We start from the raw sequence: 21,673 nt of genomic DNA, 5'->3' as shown, positions 1-21,673 counted from the left end.
AGGAGCGGTGTGACGCCCGCCGGTGCCGGACGCCGTTGTCGGACGCCGGTGGGTGTACGAGCGATGAGTGGTCGGGCACGGGAGGTCGGGACGGGTACGGGCGGAAGGGTGCGCGGCCGGTGACAGCACGACGCGTTCGGACAGCGTCCCGGAATCGGACGCGCCGGATCAGATCCGGGAACTCCTGACCTTCTTGGCGGTGGTCTGCGGCAGCAGGTTCTCGATCTCCTCACGCAGGTCCTGAATCCGCGTGTCACCCGTGAACCGGTCGGTGAGCAGATACATCTCGTGGAGCCGGTCCCAGGTGCGGTGCGAGGAGGTCTCCCCCATCGCCACCAGGGCGAGCCGCGCGTACCGGTCGGCCTGTTCGGGATCGTCGGCGATGAAGCAGGCCGAGGCGAGCGAGATGTAGTCGAAGATCTTGGACCGCTGGCGTCCGTCGATCCGCAGCTCCAGGGCCTCCTTCGCATGGCGCTGGGCCAGGGCGGCGGCTGCCGGATCGTGCTCGGCCAGCGTGCGGAAGGCGAGCGCCTGCATGCCGTGCATATCGGCCTGGTCGAACATCTGCATCCAACTGGGCGGCGGCACATCGCCCTTGTCCGAGACGAAGCACTCCTCGGCCTCGCCCAGTGTCCGCCGCATGGCCTGGCCCCGCCCCAGGGCCGCCTGTGCCCAGGCCTCGATGGTGTGCAGCATCGCCTGTGTGCGGGGCAGCACCTCCTCGCCGGATCCCGACTTCGCGAGCTTCATCAGGTGCAGTGCCTCGTCGGGCCGGCCCAGGTGCACCATCTGTCGGGCCGCCCGGGAGAGTGCTTCCCCGGCGCGTGGCCGGTCGCCGCCCTCACGGGCCGCGTGGGCGGCGATGACGAAGTACTTCTGGGCCGTGGGTTCGAGACCGACGTCGTGGGACATCCAGCCCGCGAGCACGGCGAGGTCGGCGGCGACACCCCACAGCCGCCGCTGGAGATGGTCGGGGTGACGGTAGGAGAGCATGCCCCCCACCTCGTTGAGCTGGCCCACGACCGCCTTGCGCTGCAGTCCGCCGCCCCTGGCGGCGTCCCAGGCGCGGAACACCTGGACCGAGTGCTCCAGGGCCTCGATCTCCTGGGACCCGACGGGTGCCGCCTCGTACCGGTCGAAGCCGGCCGGGTCAGCGTGCAGGGGGTCGTCGGTGCGTGGCACGTCGGCCGCCGGAGCGGGGTCGCTGTGCAGCCAGTCGTGCATGGCGCCGGTGATGGCTGATCCGGCGGCGAGCGCGGCGCCCGCCCCCACCAAGCCGCGTCGGTTGAGCATGAGGTCCATTCCCGTGAATTCGGTGAGGACCGCTGCCGTCCGTTCGGGCGCCCACGGCAATCCGTCGGGATTCTTGTCCGTCCCGGAGTCACGCCGTTTCCCCACACGCCCGCGTCGGCCGAACCCGAGGTCCTCGATGGTCACGACACGGCCGAGCCGCTCGGTGAACAGGGCTGCCAGCACTCCGGGCACGGGATCGCGCGGGGATTCCCCCATGTCGATCCAGCGCCTGACCCGCGAGGTGTCGGTCGCCAGCTGGGGGTGGCCCATGGCCGCCGCCTGCCGGTTCACCATTCTCGCGAGTTCGCCCTTGGACCAGCCGGCCAGGCCGAACAGGTCGGAGAGACGGGTGTTGGGTACTCCGGTCACGTCAAGCCCCCAGGTTCTCGGCTGACTTGACACTAACCCCCTGTCAGATGCGGGTCGACTATTCGCCAGGGTTCGCCAGGGCACGCCAGATGGTCTGCCACCCGCAGTCCGGTGTCAGGTAGGAAAGCGCCACCCCGCCCGGCAGCCCTCGGTACTCCCCAGGGTGCCGAACGGTCGCCGGCCGGGGCGGCGCACGCAATCTGTCGGCGCGCGAAGGGATCTGTTTCGCCCATGTACACAGCATCGTCCTCCGTGTCCGCCCCGCCCCGGCCGAGCCGACCCATGGGAGCGGGGGGCGGCCCGTATCTCGCCCCCCACTCCGGTGCGCCGACGCCGGTGCTGGGCCGGCCGCGGCGGGCGGGGGGGCCGGGCGCCGGGCCGCTCAGCGGGAGGATCGACCTGTCCGGGCCGCAGGGCGCGCAGGTGCGCATGGCCATCGTCTCGGTGCAGCGCATCTGCCCCGAGTTCAATCCGGTCCAGGTGCTGCGCCGCAGCGGCCGTTCGGTCCTGATCGTCGGCACCACCGGCCGCGCCACGGCCGTGGCCAAGTGCTTACTGGACCACTCCCCGGCATGGACGGAACGGTTCCGGCACGAAATAGCTGCGTACCGCGCGTTCGTCCGGCACCGCCCACCGGTTCGGGTGCCCAGGCTGATCGCGGCGGACCCGGAGAACTGCACTCTGGTCATCGAGCGGATGCCCGGCCGGGTCGCGGCCCTGACGAGGCACCCTTCCGAGGCCCCGCCCCGGGCGGATGTGCGGGCCGCGCTCGGTGCGATCAGCCGGGTCAACGCCTGGCGGCCGCCGCCCGGTCTGTTCGAGGCACCGCTGGACTACGCCTCGCGGATCGCCCGCTATCACGAGCTCGGTCTGTTCACCGACCGTGATCTGGGTGACCTGCAGAAGCTGCTGCACGGTCTGGCGCACGCGGGCGGACGGCAGGGCATGGGGCAGTTCTGCCACGGCGACGCGCTGCTCTCCAACATCCTGTTGTCGCCCACCGGCCCGGTGCTGGTGGACTGGGAGCACGCGGGCTGGTATCTGCCGGGCTACGACCTGGCGACGCTGTGGGCGGTGCTCGGTGACGCACCGGTGGCGCGGCGGCAGATCAGTCAGCTGGCGCAGGCCGCGGGCCCGGCGGCGCGCGACGCGTTCCTGGTGAACCTGATGCTCGTGCTGACCCGGGAGATCCGGCAGTACGAGACGGCCGTGCAGCGCACCATGCGCGAGACGGCGCCGACGGGGGCCGTCCAGGACCGGCCGGGTCCGCACTTCTCGGGCGAGGAGCAGCGGCTGCTGCTGCGCAGGCTGCACGACGACTGCGCCATGGCGCGGCGGGCCGTGCGGGCGGCGGTCGGCACCCGCTGAGCGGACCGCGGCAGTTGCGCGGACCGCGGGGAGGCGGACCGCGGGAACAGAACGGCCGGAACAGGGCCGGAGCGGCGGGGAAGCGCGCTGCGGGGCCGGTGCCGACACACCGGTCCCGCAGCGCGCTGTTCGTTGTCAGGCGCCGGTTGTCAGGCGCCGGTTGTCAGGCGCCGGTTGTCAGCCCGCTGCCAGGGCTGGTGTCAGGTCCTATGCCAGTGCCCCGGCGACAGGGCCTGGCGGAGCAGCCCCGTCCTGACAGCAAGGCCCGGCAAGGCCCTGACGCCGGGCGGAAGTTGGCAGCTGCCTGGCAGCAGCTGTCAGGTGTGTCAGGTGTCAGCCGGTCGCGAAGTCCACCGCGTCCACGTCGAAGGAATTGTCCTGCGGCGAGGTGAAGACCAGATAGAGCTTGTGGGTTCCGGTCAGTGGCTGGACGGGAACGGGTGGCGTGGCCCGGTAGGTGTCCCAGCCTCCGGTGTCGGGAACAGGGGTGGTGGCGAGCAGGGTGCCGTCCGGGGCGTCCGCGCGGAGTTCGACCGCTCCCACCCCGTTGGGCGAGGAGAGGGTGTAGCTGACGGTGGCGATGCCCTCGACACTCATCGGGTCGAAGGCGACCCAGTCACCGTCGGAGATGTCCCCGATCCGTTTGCCGTTCTCGGCGCCTTCCTGGGAGATGATCCGGGTGCCGGACTGGGCGTCGTGGTACTCGGCCTGCTTGTGCCGTGGCTGGAGGACCGATCGCCCGTAGCCGGTCAGGGCCGAGACGCCGTCGCCGCCCTTGTCGGTGTACTTGGCGTTGAGTACGTAGGTGAGGTCGGCGCCCTCGGGGTGGCCGCCCAGGTCACCGGTGTCCACGGTGCCCTCGCAGCCGGGGATGTCGGTGGTGGGGTGCTCGTGGTCGTCGTGGCCGAGGGCCGGATTGACGGTGACCTCGGCGCAGTCGACCGGGCCGTCCTCGGGGTCGGTGACGGTGACCTTGTACGGGATCCTGTCGCCGAACTCGATGAGTCCGCCGTTGACGGGGAAGTCGATGGTGACCTCGGGGGCGGTGTTGCCCGCCGTGACGGGGATGTTGGCGTAACCGGACCTGCCGCTGGAGTCGGTGACCTTCAGCTGGGCCGTGTAGTCGCCCTTGACGGTGTAGGTGCGGCTGGGAGCGGGCTCGGTGGAGTCGTAGGTGCCGTCGCCGTCGAAGTCCCAGGCATAGTCGAGCGCGTCACCGTCGGGGTCCGCGCTGCCCTCGGCGGAGAAGTCGACCTTCAGCGGCACGGGACCGTCGGTCACGGAGGCGGTGGCCCTGGCGACCGGGACGCGCTGCCCCTGGGCGTAGTCGATGCGGTAGAGCCCCGAGTCATTGTTGCCGCCGCCGAAGGAGGAGCCCCATTCCAGTACGTACAGCGAGCCGTCGGGGCCGAACGTCATGTCCATCGGCTTGTTGAACTTCTGCGAGGACAGGAAGTCGTTGATCTTCAGGACCTTGTGGCTCTTGTCGAAGCGGACTTCCTTGACGTAGTCGCGCGCCCACTCGTAGAAGAAGCTCGCGCCCTCGAAGTAGGCGGGGAACTTGGTGGTGGAGGGGTTCTCGCTGTCGTAGTGGTAGACCGGTCCGCTCATCGGGGCCGAGCCGCCGCTGCCGACCTCCGGAAACTCCGGGGAGGCGCCGTATCCGTACCAGATCTCCGGCTGCTGGACCGGGGGGAGTTCGCGCAGCCCGGTGTTGTTGGGTGAGGCGTTGACCGGCTTGGCGCAGTCGAACTTGGGGCCGACCTCCTCCGTGTCCGGGTTGTAGGGGGCGTACGCCTGGTTGTTGCCGTGGCAGAACGGCCAGCCGAAGTTCCCGGCCTTCTTGATGACGTTGTACTCGACGAGGCCCTCGGGTCCGCGGTCGGTGGTGGGCAGTCCTCGGTCGGGGCCGTAGTCGGAGGCGTGGACGTAGCCGGTCTTCGGGTCCACGGTGAAGCGGAACGGGTTGCGGAAGCCCATGGCGTAGATCTCGGGGCGGGTGTCCGCTGTTCCCCGGGCGAAGAGGTTGCCCTTGGGGATGGTGTAGCCGCCCGCGTCGGTGGGCCTGATGCGCAGGATCTTGCCGCGCAGGTCGTCGGTGTTGCCGGCGGTACGGGCGGCGTCGAGCATCTCCTTGCCCTCGCGCCAGTCGAGCGGGGCGTAACCCTGCCAGTGGGGATCGAGGTTGGGCGGGGTGTCGTCGCCGACGCCCAGGTAGAGGGTCCGGCCGGGGCCGAACTCGACGGCGCCGCCGGTGTGGCCCGGTTCGGGGAAGGTGCGGTCGCGGTAGGCGGGGACGTCGATGAGGGTCTTCTCGCTGGTGAGGTCGAGGGTGTTGCCCTTGACCGTGAAGCGGGAGAGCCGGTTGACGTCCTGGGTGGCGCCCGCGGGGGCGTAGTAGAGGTAGATCCAGTGGTTCTTCGTGAAGTCCGGGTCGAGTTCCATCCCGACGAGGCCGTCCTCGCCGCCGCCGTAGACGTCGAGCTTTCCGGCGGTGGTGGTGGCGTGGGTGGCGGGGTCGAAGACGTTCACCTCACCGCTGCGCTGGATGTAGAAGACCCGGCCGTCCTTGGCGACGTCCAGTTCCATCGGGTCGGCGGTGTTGTCGTCGAGGGTGACCTTCTCGTAGCCGCTCCACACGGTGCCGCCGCAGTCGCCGGGCTTGTCGCCCGCGGCCCACCGGAGACCGCCGATGACGTGGTCGCGGAAGGCGGCCTCGGTGTACGCGGGGACGTCGTGGCCCATGGCGGTGGCCCAGACCCTGCCGCCCTCGGTGTTGCGGCACCAGGAGATGGGGTGGTCGGCGCCCATGGCGGAGCCGCCCGGGTCGTAGGTGGTCTCGTCGGCGGTGACCAGGACATGGACGTCACCGCGGGGGTTGGCGTCGAAGTTGTACCACTCCTCGGGGCGCTCCCAGCGTTCGGGGAGACCCTCGGTGGAGGGGTGGACCCGGTCGGCGACCTTGGCGGTGCCCTTCAGGACGCCGGGCGAGTGGGCGGGCATGTGCGCGCCGCCGTTGATGACCTCGTCCCACCAGGGGAACTCCTGCTCGACTCCCATGTCGAGGGTGTTGTGGAGGGCGACGACGCCGCCTCCGCCCTGTACGTAGGTACGCATCGCTTCGCGCTGGGCGTCGGTGTCCCACACCATGCCGGAGTTCTGCAGCATGACGACGGCGTCGAACTCCTTGAGCTTCGCGTCGTCGAAGACCGCGGGGTCTGCGGTCTCGACGAGGGAGAAGTTGTTCTCCGCCGCCTCCTCCTCGAACATCTGGATGCCCGCGGGGATGGAGGCGTGGACGTAGCCCGCGGCACGGGTGAAGAGCAGGACGTTGAAGGCGGGTGCCTTGCCGGTGGTAGCCGCGCCGGCCGGCAGCGCGGTCAGGGCGAGGAGCAGGGCGCCCGCCGAGGCGATCAGCGCTCTCCGTATGTCACGGGCATGACATTTCCATCGTTGGCGGCTCACATGGGTCCTCTCTCGACGGGTGGACGGGCAGGGTCGGGGGACGGCGGCGGCCCGGGTGTCAGGGGGCGGCGGCCGGGGGCTGTTCCAGTGCGGCCAGAGCGGTACGCAGAAAGGCCAGGCCCTCCGTGGCGATGGTGTCCTGGGCGGGGGCGAGTGGCCGCCACACCGAGGCGGCGACCGCGATGGCGTCGTTGTGCGCGGTGAACGACTCGATGCACAGCGGCCCCCGGTACCCGCTCGCCAGGAGAGCGGTGAGGAAGCCGGTCCAGTCGAGGGAGTCGGCGCCGGGTGTGCCCCGGTCGTTGGCGCACACCTGGACATGGACGATGCGGCCCACGGCGCGGTGTACGGCGGCGGTCAGGGAGCGTTCCTCGATGTTCTGGTGGTACGTGTCCAGCGCCAGGCCGATGGTGTCACCGGGGAGCCCGGTGAGGGCGTCGAGGGTCTGCTCGACGGTGTTGAGCAGGCTCGTCTCGTACCGGTTGAGGGGTTCCACCCCGATCCGTACACCCGCGGCCGCGGCATGGTGGACGACCGGGGCGAGGTTCTCGCGCAACTCCGCGTAGGCCGCTTCGCGTTCGCGCCGGTCCAGCCGCCAGGTGCGGCCGACTGCCGTATAGAGGGGCCCGGCGACGGTGGGGGCGTTCAGCGCGTGGGCGGCGTCGACGCAGCGGCGCAGATAGTCCTGGGTGACCCGGACGGTACGCGGGTCGGTACGGACGAGATCGCGGCCGGGCGGCATGACGGCGATCACCGCGGCGGGCGCGAGCCCAGAGACGTCGAGGAGTCTGCCCACCGACGCGGGTGACCAGTCGCGTTCGTTCTCCAGCGGGATCTCGACACAGTCGAAACCCCAGGCGGACAGGCGCGGCAGGACGTCGCCGAGTGCTTCGTACGTCACCGGGGAATGCCAGATCCACGGGTTCGCGCCGAGGGGGAGGCGTGCGGTGCTCACTTCTTCCCTCCCCACTTCTCCGGGAAGCCGGGCAGGTCCTCGCAGCCGCACATCGCGTAGTGCAGCGGGGGCATACCGGGTTTGAGGTACTGGTCGAGGGTGTCCTCGGTGACGGTGGGCTGCGGCAGTTTCCATTCCCGGGGGACCTGCTCGCCCCGGAGGATCCTCAGCGCGGCGATGACGGGCGTACGCCACTGGAACGTCGGGTACGAGGGGGCGACGGCGGTGAGTTCCTTGTCCTTCCACGCCTGGAGGAAGTCCTGCTGGTCCTCTCCGGTGATCGGCGGTACGTCCCTGCCCGCGTCCTCGAACGCCTCGACGGCGGCGACGGCGGTCGCACCGGAGTCCATCCAGACGCCGTCGATCCCGCCGTGGCGGGTGAGTGCGTCGGAGACGATCGACTTGGTCCTGGCGGGGTCGCCGTCGGTGAACTTCACGTCCACGACGTCCAGACCGCTCCGGTCGAACGCGAGCTTCGCCGCCGACCAGCGGGTCTCCAGCACATCGACACCGGGCGAGATCCGCAGGGCGAGGACCTTGCCCCCGGACCTGACCTTCCCGACCAGGAAGTCGGCGGCGGCAGCCCCGTATCCGTAGCCGCCGACGGGATTGATGAAGGTGACCGCGCAGTCGCTGTCCACACCCCGGTCGAAGACGATGACGGGCAGTTTCGCGCAGGCCTGCTTCACCGCGGGGGTGAGGGTGGCGGTGGTGTTCGGGGAGACGATCAGGGCGTCGCAGTCCCTGCCGGTGAGCTCCTGGATGTCGGAGATCTGTTTGTCGTCCTTGCCCTGGGCGTCCAGAACGGTGAACTCGGTGATCTCCTTGTGGAGCGCGGCCTCGGCCCGCATGTTCTTGAGGCCGACCTGACGCCAGGGGTTGAACACCCCCGCGTTGGAGAAGCACAGGTGCAGCCCGCCGGATCCCTCGCGCCGGTACCGGGAGGTGTCGGTGAACTCGGGCCGGAGCATCTGCTCCCACGGCCTGTCCGCCGGGCCCTGGGCCGTCTCCCTGCCGAGGGCGAGCTGCCGTTCGTACTCGGTCCGGTCGAAGAACTTCGACTGCTCGCCGGTCCCGGAGCCGTCGGCGGGACCGTCGGACGCGGCCGACGGGGGGTTCGACGGCACATCGCTCGTACACCCGGCGAGCAGGACCGCGCCGAGCACGGCGGTCACGGGGAGAAGGGTGTGCCGGGTCAGTCGCGTACTCATGTGGGTTTCCCTCCCGAGGGTTCGGTACGCCGGCTGCGCGGCCGGGACCAGTCGGCCGCGCCGAGTCCGACGGCGGCGATGACGATGACGCCTTGCACGGTCGATTCCAGGGCGCCGGAGACCCCCTGGAGGTTGAGCAGCGTGAACAGGGCCTGGAGGGAGAAGGCCCCCGCCATCGCCCCGACGACGGAGCCCCGCCCTCCGCCGAGCAGGACCCCGCCCAGCACGACGGCCGTGATCGCCTCGAACTCGTACCCCCGGCCCGCCTGCGCGGAGACCCCGGAGAAGCCGCCGACGAGCACGGCGGCGAGGGCCGCCGCCACGCCGGAGAGGATGAAGGCGATGGTGCGGACGCGGGCGACCCGTACACCGGAGAGTCCGGCGGTCCGTTCGCTGTCGCCGGTGGCGAGCAGGGTGCGGCCGAAGTCGGAGCGCATCAGCGCCACGGCGAGCAGCCCGGCGGCGAGGCAGGCGAGCACGGCCCAGGGCAGCCAGCCCAGCGCGGTGCCCCGGCCGAGCTGCCGGAAAGCGGCGGGCAGGGCGCCGTGCGGGGAGCCGCCCGTCCAGAAGAAGACGGCCCCTTCGAGGATCAGCATCATCCCGAGCGTGGTGATGAAGGAGGGCACTTCGAGCAGGGTGGTGATCAGTCCGCTGACGAGTCCGGCCAGCGCCCCGGCGAGCAGCAGAACGGCGGTGACCAGCGGCCAGGGCGCACCGGGGAAGGAACCGTACAGTTCGGCCGCGACCACCACCCCGGCGGTCACGATCGCCCCCACCGAGAGGTCGAACTCGCCGCACACGATGACCAGATACTGGCCCGCCGCCAGGATGACGAGGGGAGCCGCGCGCTTGACGAAGGCGAGGAAGCGGTCGGGTTCGTAGAATCCGGGGTCGGTGACGGCGAGGGCGGCCAGCAGCACGGCGAGCAGCACACAGACGGGGGCGCCGGTGCCCAGGGCGCGTAGGAGGCGGCGTCCGGCGGGCGCGGCCTCGGTGGCGGCGGTCATGCGGTCCTCCCCCGCGGGGCGCGGCGGCGCCCGGCGTACAGGGCGACCGCCGCGATGATGACGACACCGCGGACGACGTTCTTGAAGAACGGGTCGACGGCGAGCTGGTTGAAGACGCTGTCGAGGACGGCGAGGACGAGGACACCGCCGAGGGTGCCCGCCACTCCTCCGCGTCCGCCGGCGAGCGCGGTGCCGCCGAGGACGACGGCGGCGATGGACTCCAGGTCGTAGCGCGCCTCGGTGCCCGCCCAGGGGGCTCCGGCGCCCAGCCGGGCGGCGAGGAAGAGCGCGGCGGTGCCGACGCAGAGCGAGCACAGGATGTGGGCGGCGACGACGGTGCGGCGGGTGCGGACCCCGGAGAGCCGGGCGGCGTGCTCGTCGCCGCCGGTGGCGTACATGTGGTGGCCGATCCGGGTGCGGCGGGTGACGGTCCAGATGACGACGGCGACGGCCAGGAGCAGGAACACGGAGACCGGGACGGGGCCGACGCGGTCGTAGCCGAGCCGCTGGAAGGAGGCGGGGACCTCGCCCGCGGGCCCGGTGTAGGTGTCCTCGATCCAGCCGCGCAGGATGAAGGCGGTGCCGAGGGTGGCGATGAAGGCGTTGACCTTCAGCCCGGTGACGATGAGGCCGTTGGCGAGTCCGACGGCGGCGGACAGCGCGAGGACGGCGAGGATCGCGACCAGGACGCTGCCGCTGCGCATGGTCTCGGCGGCGACCAGGGTGCCGAGGCTGATGAGGTGGGCGACCGAGAGGTCGAGCGATCCGGTGAGGATGACGACGGACTGGCCGACGGCGACGAGGCCCAGGGCGACGCAGTTCTGAAGGATGGCCACCGTGTTGGTGACGGTGAGGAAGTCCCCGCCCCGGGCGGCGACGACGAGCCAGCCCAGTACGGTGACGGCGAGTGCGGCGAGCCAGACCCCGGTGACGGGGCCGGTGAGGCGCGGCCCGGCGGGTACGCGCGGCCGGCCGGCCGTCTTCCCGGGTGTGGGGCCGGTCCGGACCTCGCTCACGCGGCGTCCTCCTTCGGACGGCCGCCGCCGGTGGCGACACGCATGATGGCCTCTTCCGTCGCCCCGGCGGGCAGTTCACCGGCCGGACGGCCGTCGGCCATGACGATGACGCGGTCGCTCATCCCGATCAGCTCCGGCAGTTCGGAGGAGATGATCAGTACGGCGAGGCCCTCGCGCGCCAGTTCCCGGACGAGGGTGTGGATCGCCGCCTTGGCGCCGACGTCGACACCCCGGGTCGGTTCGTCGAAGAGCAGCACCCGTGGGCGGGCGGCGAGCCATTTGGCGATGACGACCTTCTGCTGGTTGCCGCCGGAGAGGTACTGGACCTCCTGGTCCTCGCCGCGGGCCCGCAGTCGTACGCGTTCGAGCAGGGCGGTGACGGCGCGGCCCGCGGGCGGTCCGCCTCGGGTGGCTCCGGAGCGGGTGGCGCCGGACCGGGTGACGAGCAGGGCGTTGTCGCGGACGGACTGGCGCAGGGCGAGCCCTTCGCCCTTGCGGTCCTCGGTGACCAGGGCGATCCCGGCCCCGATGGCCTCGCGGGGGCGGGCCGGACGCAGTGGTTCTCCGGCGACCGTCATGCTGCCGGCGGTGAAGGGGGCGGCGCCGAACAGCGCGCGGACCAGCGAGGTGCGCCCGGATCCCTGGAGTCCGGCGACGCCGACGACCTCGCCGGCCCGGAGGGACAGATCGATCCCGGATATACGGGAGTTGGCGCCGCCGCTGACGGCGAGGACGGTGTCCCCCAGCTCCTCGGGGCGGGCCCGGGGCGGGTAGTAGGCGCCGAGTTCACGGCCGACCATGGCCCGTACGACGGTGCCGGGGTCGGTGTCGCGGGTGGTGAGGGTGGTGACGTGACGGCCGTCCTTGAGGACGGTGACGCGATCGGAGAGGTCGAAGACCTCGGGTAATCGGTGGGAGATGTACAGGATGCCGAGCCCGCTCGCGGCCAGCCTGCGCACCAGGGCGGACAGGCGTGCGACCTCGTGACCGGCGAGCGGCGCGGTGGGTTCGTCCATGACCAGGACCCGTACGTCGCAGGCGAGGGCCTTGACGATCTCGACGGTCTGCCTGCGGGCGACCGGGAGTTCCCGGACGGGGGTGCGCGGGGTGATCCCGGTTTCGTCGATCCGGGCCAGCAGTTCGGCCGTGCGGCGTTCCATGGCGCGGCGGTCGACGAGACCGCGTCGGGTGGGTTCGCGGCCCAGGAAGACGTTCTCGGCGACCGTGCGGTGCGGCAGCAGCGCGAACTCCTGGTGGATGATGCCGATCCCGGCGGCCTGTGCCTGCGCGGGGTGGCCGAAGGAGTGCGTGGTGCCGTCGAGGGTGATGGTGCCGGTGTCGGGTGTGTGCTCCCCCGCGAGGATCTTCATCAGGGTGGATTTGCCCGCGCCGTTCTCGCCCACGAGGGCATGCACTTCTCCGGCTTCGAGGTCGAGCCCCACATCGTGGAGCACCCGGACCCCGAGAAAGCTCTTGGACACGCCCTGCATCGTCAGCATCGACTGGCTCCTCGGTAAGCGGTCTGCAGAGCAGGTTCGTGATGCACCTTTGACCTGTCAAGGGCTCAAGCAGCTTTATTCGTACGGGAGTTGAGTCGCACTTAGGTCGATGAACGAACAATTGACGCCTTGTGAGCAGCGGAAGTCGTCCCTAGGGTGACTGCCATGCCTTCGCCGTCGGTTCGCCTCTCCTCGACCGCCTCGAACTCCCCCGGCGAGGTGCTCGCCCTGATCAGTTCGGGGGCGGCCTCGACCCGCGCGGACATCGCCCGGATCACCGGTCTGGCCCGCTCGACGGTCTCCCAGCGGGTGGACGCGCTGATCGGGCACGGCTTCGTGGACGAGGACGCGGACGGCGGTTCCACCGGTGGCCGGCCACCGCGCAGGCTGGCGCTGCGGACGGCCGAGCACGCCGTGGCCGGTGTGGACCTGGGGGCCTCGCACTGCCGGGTGGCACTGATGGACATCGGCGGCACGATGCTCGCCGCCCAGGAGGATCCGCTGTCGATCGGCGACGGGCCCGACTCCGTCCTGCGCCATGTGGAGCGCACTCTGCACACGCTGCTGGAGGCGGCCGGGCGCGCACCGGACACGCTGCGGTCGATCGGCGTGGGGGTGCCGGGGCCGGTGGAGTTCTCCACCGGCCGGCCGGTGGATCCGCCGATCATGCCCGGGTGGCACCAGTACCCGATCCCGGAGTTCTTCGCCGCCCGGTTCGGAGTGCGGGCGCTCGTCGACAACGACGTGAACGTGATGGCGCTGGCCGAGCAGCGGCGCGCCTTCCCCGACTGCCGCTATCTGCTGTACATCAAGGCCGGTACGGGGATCGGCTGCGGGATCGTCGCCGACGGCCTGCTGCACCGGGGCGCGCAGGGCTGCGCCGGTGACATCGGCCACATCCGGGTCGCGGAGCTGGACGACCCGTGCCGGTGCGGCAATTCGGGCTGCCTGGAGGCGGTCGCGGGCGGGGCGTCACTGGCGGCGAAGCTGTCCGGTCTCGGGCTGGAGGCGACATCGGGCAGCGATGTGGTGCGGCTGGTGAAGTCCGGCAACCGGGACGCGGTACGGATGGTCCGTGAGGCGGGCAGGGCGGTCGGCGAGGTGCTGGCCGGTCTGGTGAACTTCTTCAACCCCGACACGGTCGTGCTGGGCGGCGCTCTGGCCGCCGTCCACGACCAGCTGCTCGCGGGGGTCCGGGAGGCGGTCTACCGGCGCTCGCACCCGCTGGCGACGCACGTGCTGCGGATCGAGCCGAGCCGGACGGGCGAGAACGCGGCGGCGGTGGGGGCGGGGATCCTGGCGATCGAGCACGCCCTGTCGGTGGAGCAGGTGGACCGGGTGGTGAGCGGTCGGAGCGCCGGCGTCCGCTGAGGCGCGGCGGCGTCCACCCCACGGCCCCAGCCGCACTTCGCGGCCTCCGCTCCCCTTCCGCCCCCTCCCGGCGCTCGCTGCCGACCGCCTTCCGCACCCTCTCTTCCCCCGCGGTTTCCTCCACGCTCGGTGAAGCCGCTGCGACCCTGCGGCGTACCGGTGCCGCCTCCCCTGTCCCGGCAGGTGAAGCCCGCCACAGGACCTTCGTCACGTACGACTGCCAGTAGTAGTCGCAGCGCCGCTTTCACGGCGCAATCAGGCCATCAAAACGGTCATTCCACTTGATCTCACGATGAAGGGTAGTAAAGAGGGTCATTGCCTCCCCTCGTTCTGCCCGTTAACCATGGATCCCGGCACCGAGAACGAGCCTGCGACCCACGCCTCCGGCGAACGCGGCCGGGCCATTCGGTACCTGTACCCCCGCGCCGCCGAAGGCCGCCACGCCCGTCCCCCACCGGAAGAGCTCCCGCATGCCTCGCCTCAGCACCCTCCGCATCAACCGTTCGCAGAAGATCGCCGCCGCCGTGCTCGTCGCGACAGGCTCCGTCACCGCTCTCGCCGCCACCGGCGCGTCCGGTGACGCGCGGCCCGCGGCGGCACACTCCGCCATCGACGTCAAGCCGGTCGCGGCCGCCGGAATACCGGCGACCGGCATCCAGACGGCCAAGGACGCGGCGATCAAGGACGCGGTGGCCAAGAACGCGGCCGCCAAGAAGACGACGGCCGCGAAGACGGAGGCCAAGAAGACCGCCGTTCTCCAGGCGCACACGTCCGAGCAGGCCGCCAACCGCTCCGCCGACCGCAAGGCTGCCGCACCCAAGCAGTACAAGAACAACCTGGACGGCTGGATCCGCGAGTCGCTCGACATCATGAAGGCCAAGGGCATCCCCGGCTCCTACGAGGGGCTGCACCGCAACATCATGCGCGAGTCCAGCGGCGACCCGCACGCGGTCAACGACTGGGACATCAACGCCCGCAACGGCGTGCCCTCCAAGGGGCTGCTCCAGGTGATCCAGCCCACCTTCGACGCGTACCACGTCAGCGGTACACCGAAGAAGCTCACCGACCCCGTCGCCAACATCACCGCCGCGGCCAACTACGCCGCGGACCGCTACGGCTCGATCGACAACGTCGACTCGGCCTACTGAGCCACGCCCGGCGCGCGGCGGGCAGAGGCCACGCCCTCCCCGCCGCGCCGTGCGTCACCGTACGCGGACCACATCCACGTCCGACGCCCTCACGAAGCCGATCCGGTGTCCGATCTGGACCGTCACATACTTCTGTCCGCCCCTGAAGTACGTGTGGTCGTAGGGCTTGGAGGAGTCGATCGTGGGCGCGTAGAAGTATCCGGTGGGCGCCTCGCCGCCGCCCGGGAACGCCTGCCCCGCCTTGATCGTGTAGACCAGCGGACTGCCGACGACCGGCGACGCGTGGTCCTGCGGGTACTCGGACTTCTCCGGGTACGCCACCCCGTACACCGGGACCTCCGCCCTCCCGTCCTTGGGCCTGACCACATGACCGGCCGTCGGTGTGGTGACCCGGGCCCGGTCCGGGGTCCGGAGCCAGGCCTTCTTCCCGTACCACCAGATCGCCGTCCACCCCGGGGCCCGGCCGGCGACGACGGCCTGCTGGGTGGCGCTGATCTTGCTGCCCCAGTCGGCGGCGCAGTTGGTGCCCGGGGAGCCGTCGGGGTGCAGACCCGGGTCGGCGAACAGCGGTGAGCCGGTGGACGGTTCGGTGTGCAGAGGGACGGCGCTGCTCCCCTGGAGGGGCAGGTCGACACCCTTCTCGCAGTCGCGGAAGGCCTGCTTGTTCCGCTTGAAGTCCGGGCTGACCGTGATGAGTTCGCCGTCCTTGGGAGCGGTCGGCACGGTGGGCCTGCCGAGCAGGGCCATGAAGCGGTTCCAGTCCCAGTAGGGGCCCGGGTCCCAGTGCATGTTCTTGGTCCCGGAGGCGCTGGCGGGCGGGACTCCGTCGTGGCCGATGATGTGCTGCCGGTCCAGCGGAATGCCGTACTCGGCCGCCAGGTGACGTACGAGCCTGGCCGTCGAGCGGTACATCTCGGGCGTGTACCACGTGGCGCCCTCGGCGGCGAAGCCCTCCTGCTCGATACCGATGGAGTGGGTGTTGAGATACCAGTTGCCGGCCTGCCAGGCGACGTCCTTGTTCTTGACCATCTGCGTCACATGGCCGTCGGACGAGCGCACCACATAGTGGGCCGAGGTCTGGTTCAGCGGGTTCTGGAAGATCTTCAGTGTGGTGTCGAAGTCCACTTCGGTGTCGTGCAGGACGATGAACTTGATCCTGTTGCCGCGCGGCCGGTCCGCGGTGTCGTAGTTGCCGTACGTCTCCTTGTCGGCCGGGTCGCCGGTCTGCTGGTAGGCCGCCGGGACCCAGTCGCAGCCGAGGCCGCGCGGGCACTCGGGCCGCGTCCCGTCGGCACCCGCCCGGGCCGCCGGGGCGAGCAGGGCGGCGCTCAGCGCACCGGCCGCGGTCAGCGCGAGCGCGAGTCTGGTCCTCCGCTTGGACGTCATGACAACCCTTCTGGAAGCCGGGCGTACTGGATGCGTGCCTGGGGGCGATCTCCGTTCTGGGCGGAAACTCTGTGGCGTGTGGTGATGGTGCGTCAAGAGTGTTGGGGAGATAACTCGTTGAGCCACTGGACCAGACCACTGACGCATGCCCTGACCTGCGAAGGGTTCACCCGATCGCATTGGCGTTCATCTGACTAATTGATGGTGTGCGTGCCCCGGATGGCCGAAGGGTAGTGCTGGCGCGGACACCACTGGTCCGCGCGGATGTCGCGCGGCAGCTCCTGGAAAGGCCTGACGCACATGGCACAGCCCTTCTCACTGCCGGACTTCTATGTTCCGTATCCGGCACGGCTCAATCCTCATGTGGAGGAGGCACGGCGGCACACCCGTGAGTGGGCGCGCGGAATGGGGATGCTGGAGGGTTCGGGCATCTGGGAGGAGAAGGACCTCGAAGCACACGACTACGCGCTGCTGTGCGCGTACACCCACCCCGACTGCTCCGCCGAGGCGCTGTCCCTGGTGACCGACTGGTACGTGTGGGTGTTCTTCTTCGACGACCACTTCCTGGAACTGTTCAAACGCACTCCGGACCGGCCGGCCGGGAAGCGGTATCTGGACCGGCTGCCGGCCTTCATGCCGATGGAGCGCGGCGCGCCGATGCCCGAGCCCGCCAACCCCGTCGAGGCGGGGCTGGCGGATCTGTGGGCGCGGACGGTGCCCGCGATGTCGGACGCCTGGCGGGCCCGGTTCGCGGAGTCGACCGAGAATCTGCTGAACGAGTCGCTGTGGGAGCTCGCCAATATCAACGAGGGGCGCATCGCGAACCCCGTCGAGTACATCGAGATGCGCCGCAAGGTGGGCGGCGCCCCCTGGTCGGCGGGGCTCGTGGAGTACGCCGCCGGCGCCGAGGTGCCCGACGCGGTGGCCGGCTCGCGCCCGCTGCGGGTGCTGCGGGACGCCTTCTCCGACGCGGTGCACCTGCGCAACGACCTGTTCTCGTACCAGCGCGAGGTCGAGGACGAGGGCGAGAACAGCAACGGGGTGCTGGTCCTGGAGACCTTCCTCGGCTGCTCCACCCAGGAGGCCGCCGAGGCCGTCAACGATCTGCTGACCTCACGGCTCCAGCAGTTCGAGAACACCGCGCTGAGCGAACTGGGCCCGCTCTGCGCGGAGAAGGGCCTGGACCCGGCGGAGACCACCGCCGTCCTCGCCTACGTCAAGGGGCTTCAGGACTGGCAGTCCGGCGGCCATGAGTGGCACCTGCGCTCCAGCCGCTACATGAACGACGGCGGCGCCGGGCAGTCCGCCCCGGCGCTCGGGATGTCCGCCGCCTCGATCAGGCTCACCCCGCGCTCGGAGTCGTCGCGGCTGCGCGGCCACACCCATGTGCCGTACCGGCATGTCGGCCCCTCCCTGCTGCCCGACTTCGACCTCCCCTTCCGTACGGCACTGAGCCCGCATCTGGAGGGCGCACGGGTACGGATGGTCGACTGGGCGCGGCGGATGGGCATTCTTCAGGCGCAGCCGGGAGTGCCGGGCTCGCACATCTGGGACGAGAAGCGGCTGCTCGACATCGATCTGCCGCTGTGCGCGGCGGGGATCCATCCCGACGCGACACCGGAGGAGCTGGACCTCTCCTCGGGGTGGCTGGCCTGGGGTACGTACGGCGACGACTGGTTTCCCGTCGTGCACGGGCGGACCCGTGATCTGGCCGGGGCGCGGCTGGCCAACGAGCGGCTCTCGCAGTTCATGCCGCTGGAGGGCGCCGGGACGCCCGAGCCGGTCAACGCTCTGGAGCGGGGGCTCGCCGATCTGTGGCGGCGGACCGCGGCCCCGATGGACGGGGAGCAGCGGCGCGCCTTCCGGTACGGGATCGAGTCGATGACGGCGAGCTGGCTGTGGGAGCTGGCGAACCAGGCGCAGAACCGTATCCCCGACCCGGTCGACTATGTCGAGATGCGCCGTATGACCTTCGGTTCGGATCTGACGATGAGCCTGTGCCGGGTCGGCCACGGACGAAAGGTTCCTGCGGAGATCTACCGGAGCGGCCCGCTCAGGTCCCTGGAGAACGCCGCCGCGGACTACGCCGCGCTGATGAACGATCTGTTCTCGTACCAGAAGGAGATCGAGTACGAGGGTGAGGTGCACAACGGCGTCCTGGTCGTGCAGAACTTCTTCGGGGTCGACTATCCGACCGGCGTGGCGATCGTGCACGACCTGATGAACTCACGGCTGCGGCAGTTCCAGCACGTGGCATCGCAGGAACTGCCCGTGCTGTACGACGACTTCGGCCTGGACGCCGAGGCGCGGGAGATCCTGTCGGGCTATGTGCTGGAGCTGCGGAACTGGATGGCGGGCATCCTGATCTGGCACCGGGGCTGCCGGCGCTACCGCGAGGAGGATCTGCGGCGCGGCACCGGCGCCCCGTGGCACCTCGGCGGTCCCACGGGGCTCGGCACATCCGCCGCGCGCGTGACGCGGCTGATGGCTCAGCTGTCGGGCAGCAGCGTGTAGCGGCCACCCGCACGCGCCCGGAGGGTCTTGCGGCCGCTCGCGAACAGTGTGCTGCCGATGGTCACCCGGCGGCTGCGTCCCGCCGTGATGACGACACGGCGGGCCGCACCCGCCGCCCACTCGATGTCGACGGTGAAGCCGCCCCGGGCCCGCAGCCCGCGCACCGACCCCTCGGGCCAGCCCGCGGGGAGCGCGGGCAGGATCTCGACGACGTCGTGGTGGCTCTGGAGCAGCATCTCGGCGATGCCGGAGGTGGCGCCGAAGTTGCCGTCGATCTGGAAGGGCGGGTGGGTGTCCCAGAGGTTGGGCAGCGTGGAGCTCCTCAGCTGTTCCGCGAGCATCCTGTGCGCGTGGTCGCCGTCCCGCAGCCGCGACCAGAAGTTGATCTTCCACGCCTTGGACCAGCCGGTTCCGCCGTCGCCGCGTGCCGTCAGCGAGACCCTGGCCGCGTCGGCCCACTCGCTGCCGGGTTCGATCCGCCGGCCCGGGTGCAGGGCGAAGAGGTGGGAGACATGCCGGTGGTCGTCGGTCCGGTCGTCCAGATCGGCCTTCCATTCCTGGAGCTGCCCCCAGGAGCCGATCCGCAGTCCGGGATCGAGCCGGTCCAGCGCGCCCCGGAGCCTGTCGCGGAAGGCGGGTGCGTCACCGAGGGTCCTGGCCGCCTCCAGGGTGTTGGTGAGCAGGTCGTGGACGATCTGCTGGGACATCGCGGCGCCGGCGGTGAAGTCGCCGTGCTCGGGCGAGTAGCTGGGGGTGACGACGAGTGTGCCGTCGCGCGGGTCGGTGCGCAGGTTGGCCAGCCAGAACTCGGCGGCCTCCTTCATCACCGGGTAGGCGGTGGAGCGCAGGTAGCCGGTGGAGCCGCTGAACCGGTAGTGCTCGTACATCTGCTGGGTGAGCCAGGCCGCCGCCTCGGGGAACCAGAAGGCGGTGGACCAGTCGTGCACACCGGTGAAGCCGTACGGGTTGGTCTCGTTGTGCACCACCCAGCCCTCGGTGCCGAACATCTCCCGGGCGGTCCTGCGGCCGGGGGCGCGCATCGCCTCGACATGGCGGTCGTACGGCTCCGTGGTCTCGGCGAGGTTGGTGACCTCGGCGAGCCAGTAGTTCATCTGGAGATTGATGTTGGTGTGGTAGTCGGCGGACCAGGGCGGGGTGGTGGAGTTGTTCCAGACGCCCTGGAGGTTGGCGGGCAGTGATCCGGCCCGCGAGGACGCGATGAGCAGATAGCGGCCGTACTGGAAGAAGAGCGCCTCCAGGGCCCGGTCGGCCGTGCTCGCCCCGCCGGTGTACCCGGCGAGCAGCCGGTCGGTGGGCACCTCGGGCAGCCGCTGGCCGATGTCGAGGGTGACCCGGCCGAAGAGGTTCCGGTGGTCGCGTACGTGCTCCTCGCGGAGCTTCTCGTACGACATCCCGGCCGCGGCGTCGACCGTCCGGGTGACGGCCAGGTGCGGGTCCTGGCCCCGGTAGACGGGATGGCTGTCCGCGTAGTCCGTCCCGGCGGCCAGGACGAACCAGGCGCTGTCGGCACCGGTCACGGTGAGGGTGCCGTCCGCTCCGGCGGTGACGCTCCCGCCGCTGGTGCGGACCCGGATCTGGGCCTCGAAGCGCAGCCCGTTGTCCTGGAGCGCGCCCCGTACGGTGAGCCGGTCCCCGGCGGCGGTGGCGGTGAAGTCCGCGCGCGGGGAGGTGTAGCCCAGGGTGAGGGCGACCTGTCCGGGCCGGTCGGCGGCGAGCCTCCCCGCGATGACCCGGCCCGGGTGGGAGACGAAGAACTCCCTCGTGTGGTGTGCCTCGCGATGGGTGTAGGCGACGGTGGCCAGGGCGGTGGAGAGGTCGAGCGCGCGCCGGTAGGAGCCGTCCGCCGCGTCCGGGGCGTCCGGCAGACGGATGAGCAGGTCACCGAAGACCTGATAGGCGCCGTAGCCGCGGCGGGCCTGGCCGAGCGCGTCCGCGACCTCGTCCGGGCCGAGCGCGCCCGTGCGGTCCAGGTCTTCCCGGACTCCGGTGAGGGCGTCCGGTCTGGCGGTGGTCCAGTTGCCGAAGTCGTATCCCTGCGCCGATCCCGGACCTCCGGTCCACAGGGTCTTCTCGTTGAAGGTGAGACGTTCGGTGGCGAGTGTCCCGAAGACGCTCGCGCCGAGGGCGCCCCCGCCGATGGGCAGCGACTCGCGCTCCCATCCCGCGGCGGGGGTGCTGTACCAGAGCATGGGCACGGGCAGGTCCGGCGGCGCTTGGCCAGCGGCCGGACCGCTCGATTCATCGGAGGTAACGGCTGCTTGCGCCGCTCCGGCGAACGCCGGAACACTGAGCGTCAGAGCGCCGGTCGCGCCGATCGCCGTCTTCACTGAGGTGCGTCGCGTCATCCCGGATGTCATGGCATCGCACCGTAAAGGTCCGATGACCGACCCACAAGACGCAGAACGAGACGGCTCTTGGACAAAGGCTCCCGGCACATGGACGGAACGGGCCGGCGGCACCGGAGCGAGGAGGGCGGCCGGGCCCGGACAGCCGAAAGCCGCCCGTCGCGGTGCGGGCGGCCGTGCGCAGGGACGTTTCAGCCTTGCTGGAAGAGCTCCGCCGGCAGCGGCTTCAGCAGCGCGTACAGGTCGTCGGTGATGGGCCGGTCCCAGCTGGCGATGGTGACGAGCACACCGTCACTGCGGTCGAACTGGACACATGCGATCCGGCTCTCGGAGAGCTTGACCCGGCGGACGATCAGCAGGTTGTCCCCCTGCATCACCGGGACGTCCTCGGTGCTCGTCACCTCGATCGGCTCGTCGTTCTCCAGGGCGAGCAGCAGTTGCGCCACCTCGAAGGGGACCTGGCCCTCCTCCGTCTCACGGGCGGGCGAGCCGGTCGGGAGGTTGCCGATGATCATGGCCGGGCCGCGTCCGCCGTACAGGTCGTAGCGGAGGAAGACGCCCTGACAGCTCCCGTCGGGAGCGGGAAGCAGACCCGCGCCGAGGTTTCCGGGCCAGTCCCCCGGATCCATGGCCAGGACATCGAAGTCCGGGCCCGCGGGTGTGGCGGCGCTACGGCGACGGAGGAAGGACATGCGGACATGTTAC

At 70.8% G+C, this 21,673-nt stretch carries 14 protein-coding genes; 4 read left to right on the top strand and 10 right to left on the bottom strand.

Annotated features, from left to right (window positions below; all coding sequences use genetic code 11):
• Positions 1 to 168: 168 nt before the first annotated feature.
• Positions 169 to 1,662 carry a DNA-binding protein NsdB gene (locus ABT170_RS23310; protein WP_329945054.1) on the bottom strand — a complete coding sequence of 498 codons (1,494 nt, stop codon included), beginning with the start codon at positions 1,660 to 1,662 and terminating at the stop codon, positions 169 to 171.
• A 231-nt stretch (positions 1,663 to 1,893) separates the two neighbouring features.
• Between ABT170_RS23310 and ABT170_RS23305 the strand changes: the two genes are divergently transcribed.
• On the top strand, positions 1,894 to 3,030 hold the full coding sequence (locus ABT170_RS23305) for an aminoglycoside phosphotransferase family protein (protein ID WP_329945055.1): 1,137 nt from the start codon (positions 1,894 to 1,896) through the stop codon (positions 3,028 to 3,030).
• Positions 3,031 to 3,363: 333 nt separating this feature from the next.
• Here ABT170_RS23305 and ABT170_RS23300 read toward each other — a convergent pair whose 3' ends face one another.
• From ABT170_RS23300 to ABT170_RS23275, 6 genes are all read right to left on the bottom strand, one after another.
• Positions 3,364 to 6,459 (bottom strand): ThuA domain-containing protein, encoded by a 3,096-nt coding sequence (locus tag ABT170_RS23300; RefSeq protein WP_502970560.1) that lies wholly within the window; start codon positions 6,457 to 6,459, stop codon positions 3,364 to 3,366.
• A gap of 94 nt (positions 6,460 to 6,553) precedes the next feature.
• On the bottom strand, positions 6,554 to 7,450 hold the full coding sequence (locus ABT170_RS23295) for a sugar phosphate isomerase/epimerase family protein (RefSeq protein ID WP_351870352.1): 897 nt from the start codon (positions 7,448 to 7,450) through the stop codon (positions 6,554 to 6,556).
• Positions 7,447 to 8,661 carry a substrate-binding domain-containing protein gene (locus ABT170_RS23290; RefSeq protein ID WP_351870349.1) on the bottom strand — a complete coding sequence of 405 codons (1,215 nt, stop codon included), beginning with the start codon at positions 8,659 to 8,661 and terminating at the stop codon, positions 7,447 to 7,449. The genes ABT170_RS23295 and ABT170_RS23290 overlap by 4 nt, the downstream gene beginning before the upstream one ends.
• Positions 8,658 to 9,668, bottom strand: coding sequence for an ABC transporter permease (locus ABT170_RS23285; protein ID WP_351870346.1), 1,011 nt, complete (start codon positions 9,666 to 9,668; stop codon positions 8,658 to 8,660). The genes ABT170_RS23290 and ABT170_RS23285 overlap by 4 nt, the downstream gene beginning before the upstream one ends.
• Positions 9,665 to 10,684 carry an ABC transporter permease gene (locus ABT170_RS23280; RefSeq protein ID WP_329945059.1) on the bottom strand — a complete coding sequence of 340 codons (1,020 nt, stop codon included), beginning with the start codon at positions 10,682 to 10,684 and terminating at the stop codon, positions 9,665 to 9,667. Before ABT170_RS23280 ends, ABT170_RS23285 begins: the two co-directional genes overlap by 4 nt.
• A complete protein-coding gene (locus tag ABT170_RS23275; protein ID WP_351870342.1) occupies positions 10,681 to 12,183 on the bottom strand; it encodes a sugar ABC transporter ATP-binding protein in 1,503 nt (500 codons plus the stop codon). The genes ABT170_RS23280 and ABT170_RS23275 overlap by 4 nt, the downstream gene beginning before the upstream one ends.
• A 165-nt stretch (positions 12,184 to 12,348) precedes the next feature.
• Here ABT170_RS23275 and ABT170_RS23270 point away from each other — a divergent pair, with 165 nt between their 5' ends.
• Together ABT170_RS23270 and ABT170_RS23265 are read left to right on the top strand one after the other, a co-directional pair.
• Positions 12,349 to 13,554: an ROK family transcriptional regulator gene (locus ABT170_RS23270; protein ID WP_329945061.1), complete on the top strand. Its 1,206-nt coding sequence runs from the start codon at positions 12,349 to 12,351 to the stop codon at positions 13,552 to 13,554.
• Positions 13,555 to 14,024: 470 nt separating this feature from the next.
• Positions 14,025 to 14,702 carry a transglycosylase SLT domain-containing protein gene (locus tag ABT170_RS23265; protein ID WP_351870339.1) on the top strand — a complete coding sequence of 226 codons (678 nt, stop codon included), beginning with the start codon at positions 14,025 to 14,027 and terminating at the stop codon, positions 14,700 to 14,702.
• 54 nt (positions 14,703 to 14,756) lie between these two features.
• On the opposite strand, the gene ABT170_RS23260 is transcribed toward ABT170_RS23265, so the two are convergent.
• A complete protein-coding gene (locus tag ABT170_RS23260) occupies positions 14,757 to 16,088 on the bottom strand; it encodes an N-acetylmuramoyl-L-alanine amidase (protein ID WP_351870337.1) in 1,332 nt (443 codons plus the stop codon).
• A gap of 300 nt (positions 16,089 to 16,388) precedes the next feature.
• On the opposite strand from ABT170_RS23260, the gene ABT170_RS23255 reads away from it, so the two are divergent.
• Positions 16,389 to 18,602: a terpene synthase family protein gene (locus ABT170_RS23255; RefSeq protein WP_351870334.1), complete on the top strand. Its 2,214-nt coding sequence runs from the start codon at positions 16,389 to 16,391 to the stop codon at positions 18,600 to 18,602.
• On the opposite strand, the gene ABT170_RS23250 is transcribed toward ABT170_RS23255, so the two are convergent.
• On the bottom strand, positions 18,578 to 20,812 hold the full coding sequence (locus ABT170_RS23250) for a glycoside hydrolase family 95 protein (protein ID WP_351870438.1): 2,235 nt from the start codon (positions 20,810 to 20,812) through the stop codon (positions 18,578 to 18,580). The genes ABT170_RS23255 and ABT170_RS23250 overlap by 25 nt on opposite strands.
• 347 nt (positions 20,813 to 21,159) lie before the next feature.
• Complete coding sequence (locus tag ABT170_RS23245) at positions 21,160 to 21,660, bottom strand: hypothetical protein (RefSeq protein ID WP_073728595.1); 501 nt, start codon at positions 21,658 to 21,660, stop codon at positions 21,160 to 21,162.
• Positions 21,661 to 21,673: the final 13 nt, after the last annotated feature.

Origin of the sequence: Streptomyces sp. NPDC001787 (genome assembly GCF_040297465.1) — a bacterium.
In the GTDB taxonomy this organism is placed as follows: domain Bacteria; phylum Actinomycetota; class Actinomycetes; order Streptomycetales; family Streptomycetaceae; genus Streptomyces.
Note: the sequence above shows the minus strand (reverse complement) of the source record. Positions and strands in the feature narration are given on the sequence as shown.

Coding starts and splice junctions, on each gene's coding strand:
- ABT170_RS23305 (WP_329945055.1), top strand. CDS start 1,894: ATGTACACAGCATCGTCCTCCGTGTCCGCCCCGCCCCGGCCGAGCCGA.
- ABT170_RS23290 (WP_351870349.1), bottom strand. CDS start 8,661: ATGAGTACGCGACTGACCCGGCACACCCTTCTCCCCGTGACCGCCGTG.
- ABT170_RS23285 (WP_351870346.1), bottom strand. CDS start 9,668: ATGACCGCCGCCACCGAGGCCGCGCCCGCCGGACGCCGCCTCCTACGC.
- ABT170_RS23275 (WP_351870342.1), bottom strand. CDS start 12,183: ATGCTGACGATGCAGGGCGTGTCCAAGAGCTTTCTCGGGGTCCGGGTG.
- ABT170_RS23270 (WP_329945061.1), top strand. CDS start 12,349: ATGCCTTCGCCGTCGGTTCGCCTCTCCTCGACCGCCTCGAACTCCCCC.
- ABT170_RS23265 (WP_351870339.1), top strand. CDS start 14,025: ATGCCTCGCCTCAGCACCCTCCGCATCAACCGTTCGCAGAAGATCGCC.
- ABT170_RS23260 (WP_351870337.1), bottom strand. CDS start 16,088: ATGACGTCCAAGCGGAGGACCAGACTCGCGCTCGCGCTGACCGCGGCC.
- ABT170_RS23255 (WP_351870334.1), top strand. CDS start 16,389: ATGGCACAGCCCTTCTCACTGCCGGACTTCTATGTTCCGTATCCGGCA.
- ABT170_RS23250 (WP_351870438.1), bottom strand. CDS start 20,812: ATGCTCTGGTACAGCACCCCCGCCGCGGGATGGGAGCGCGAGTCGCTG.
- ABT170_RS23245 (WP_073728595.1), bottom strand. CDS start 21,660: ATGTCCTTCCTCCGTCGCCGTAGCGCCGCCACACCCGCGGGCCCGGAC.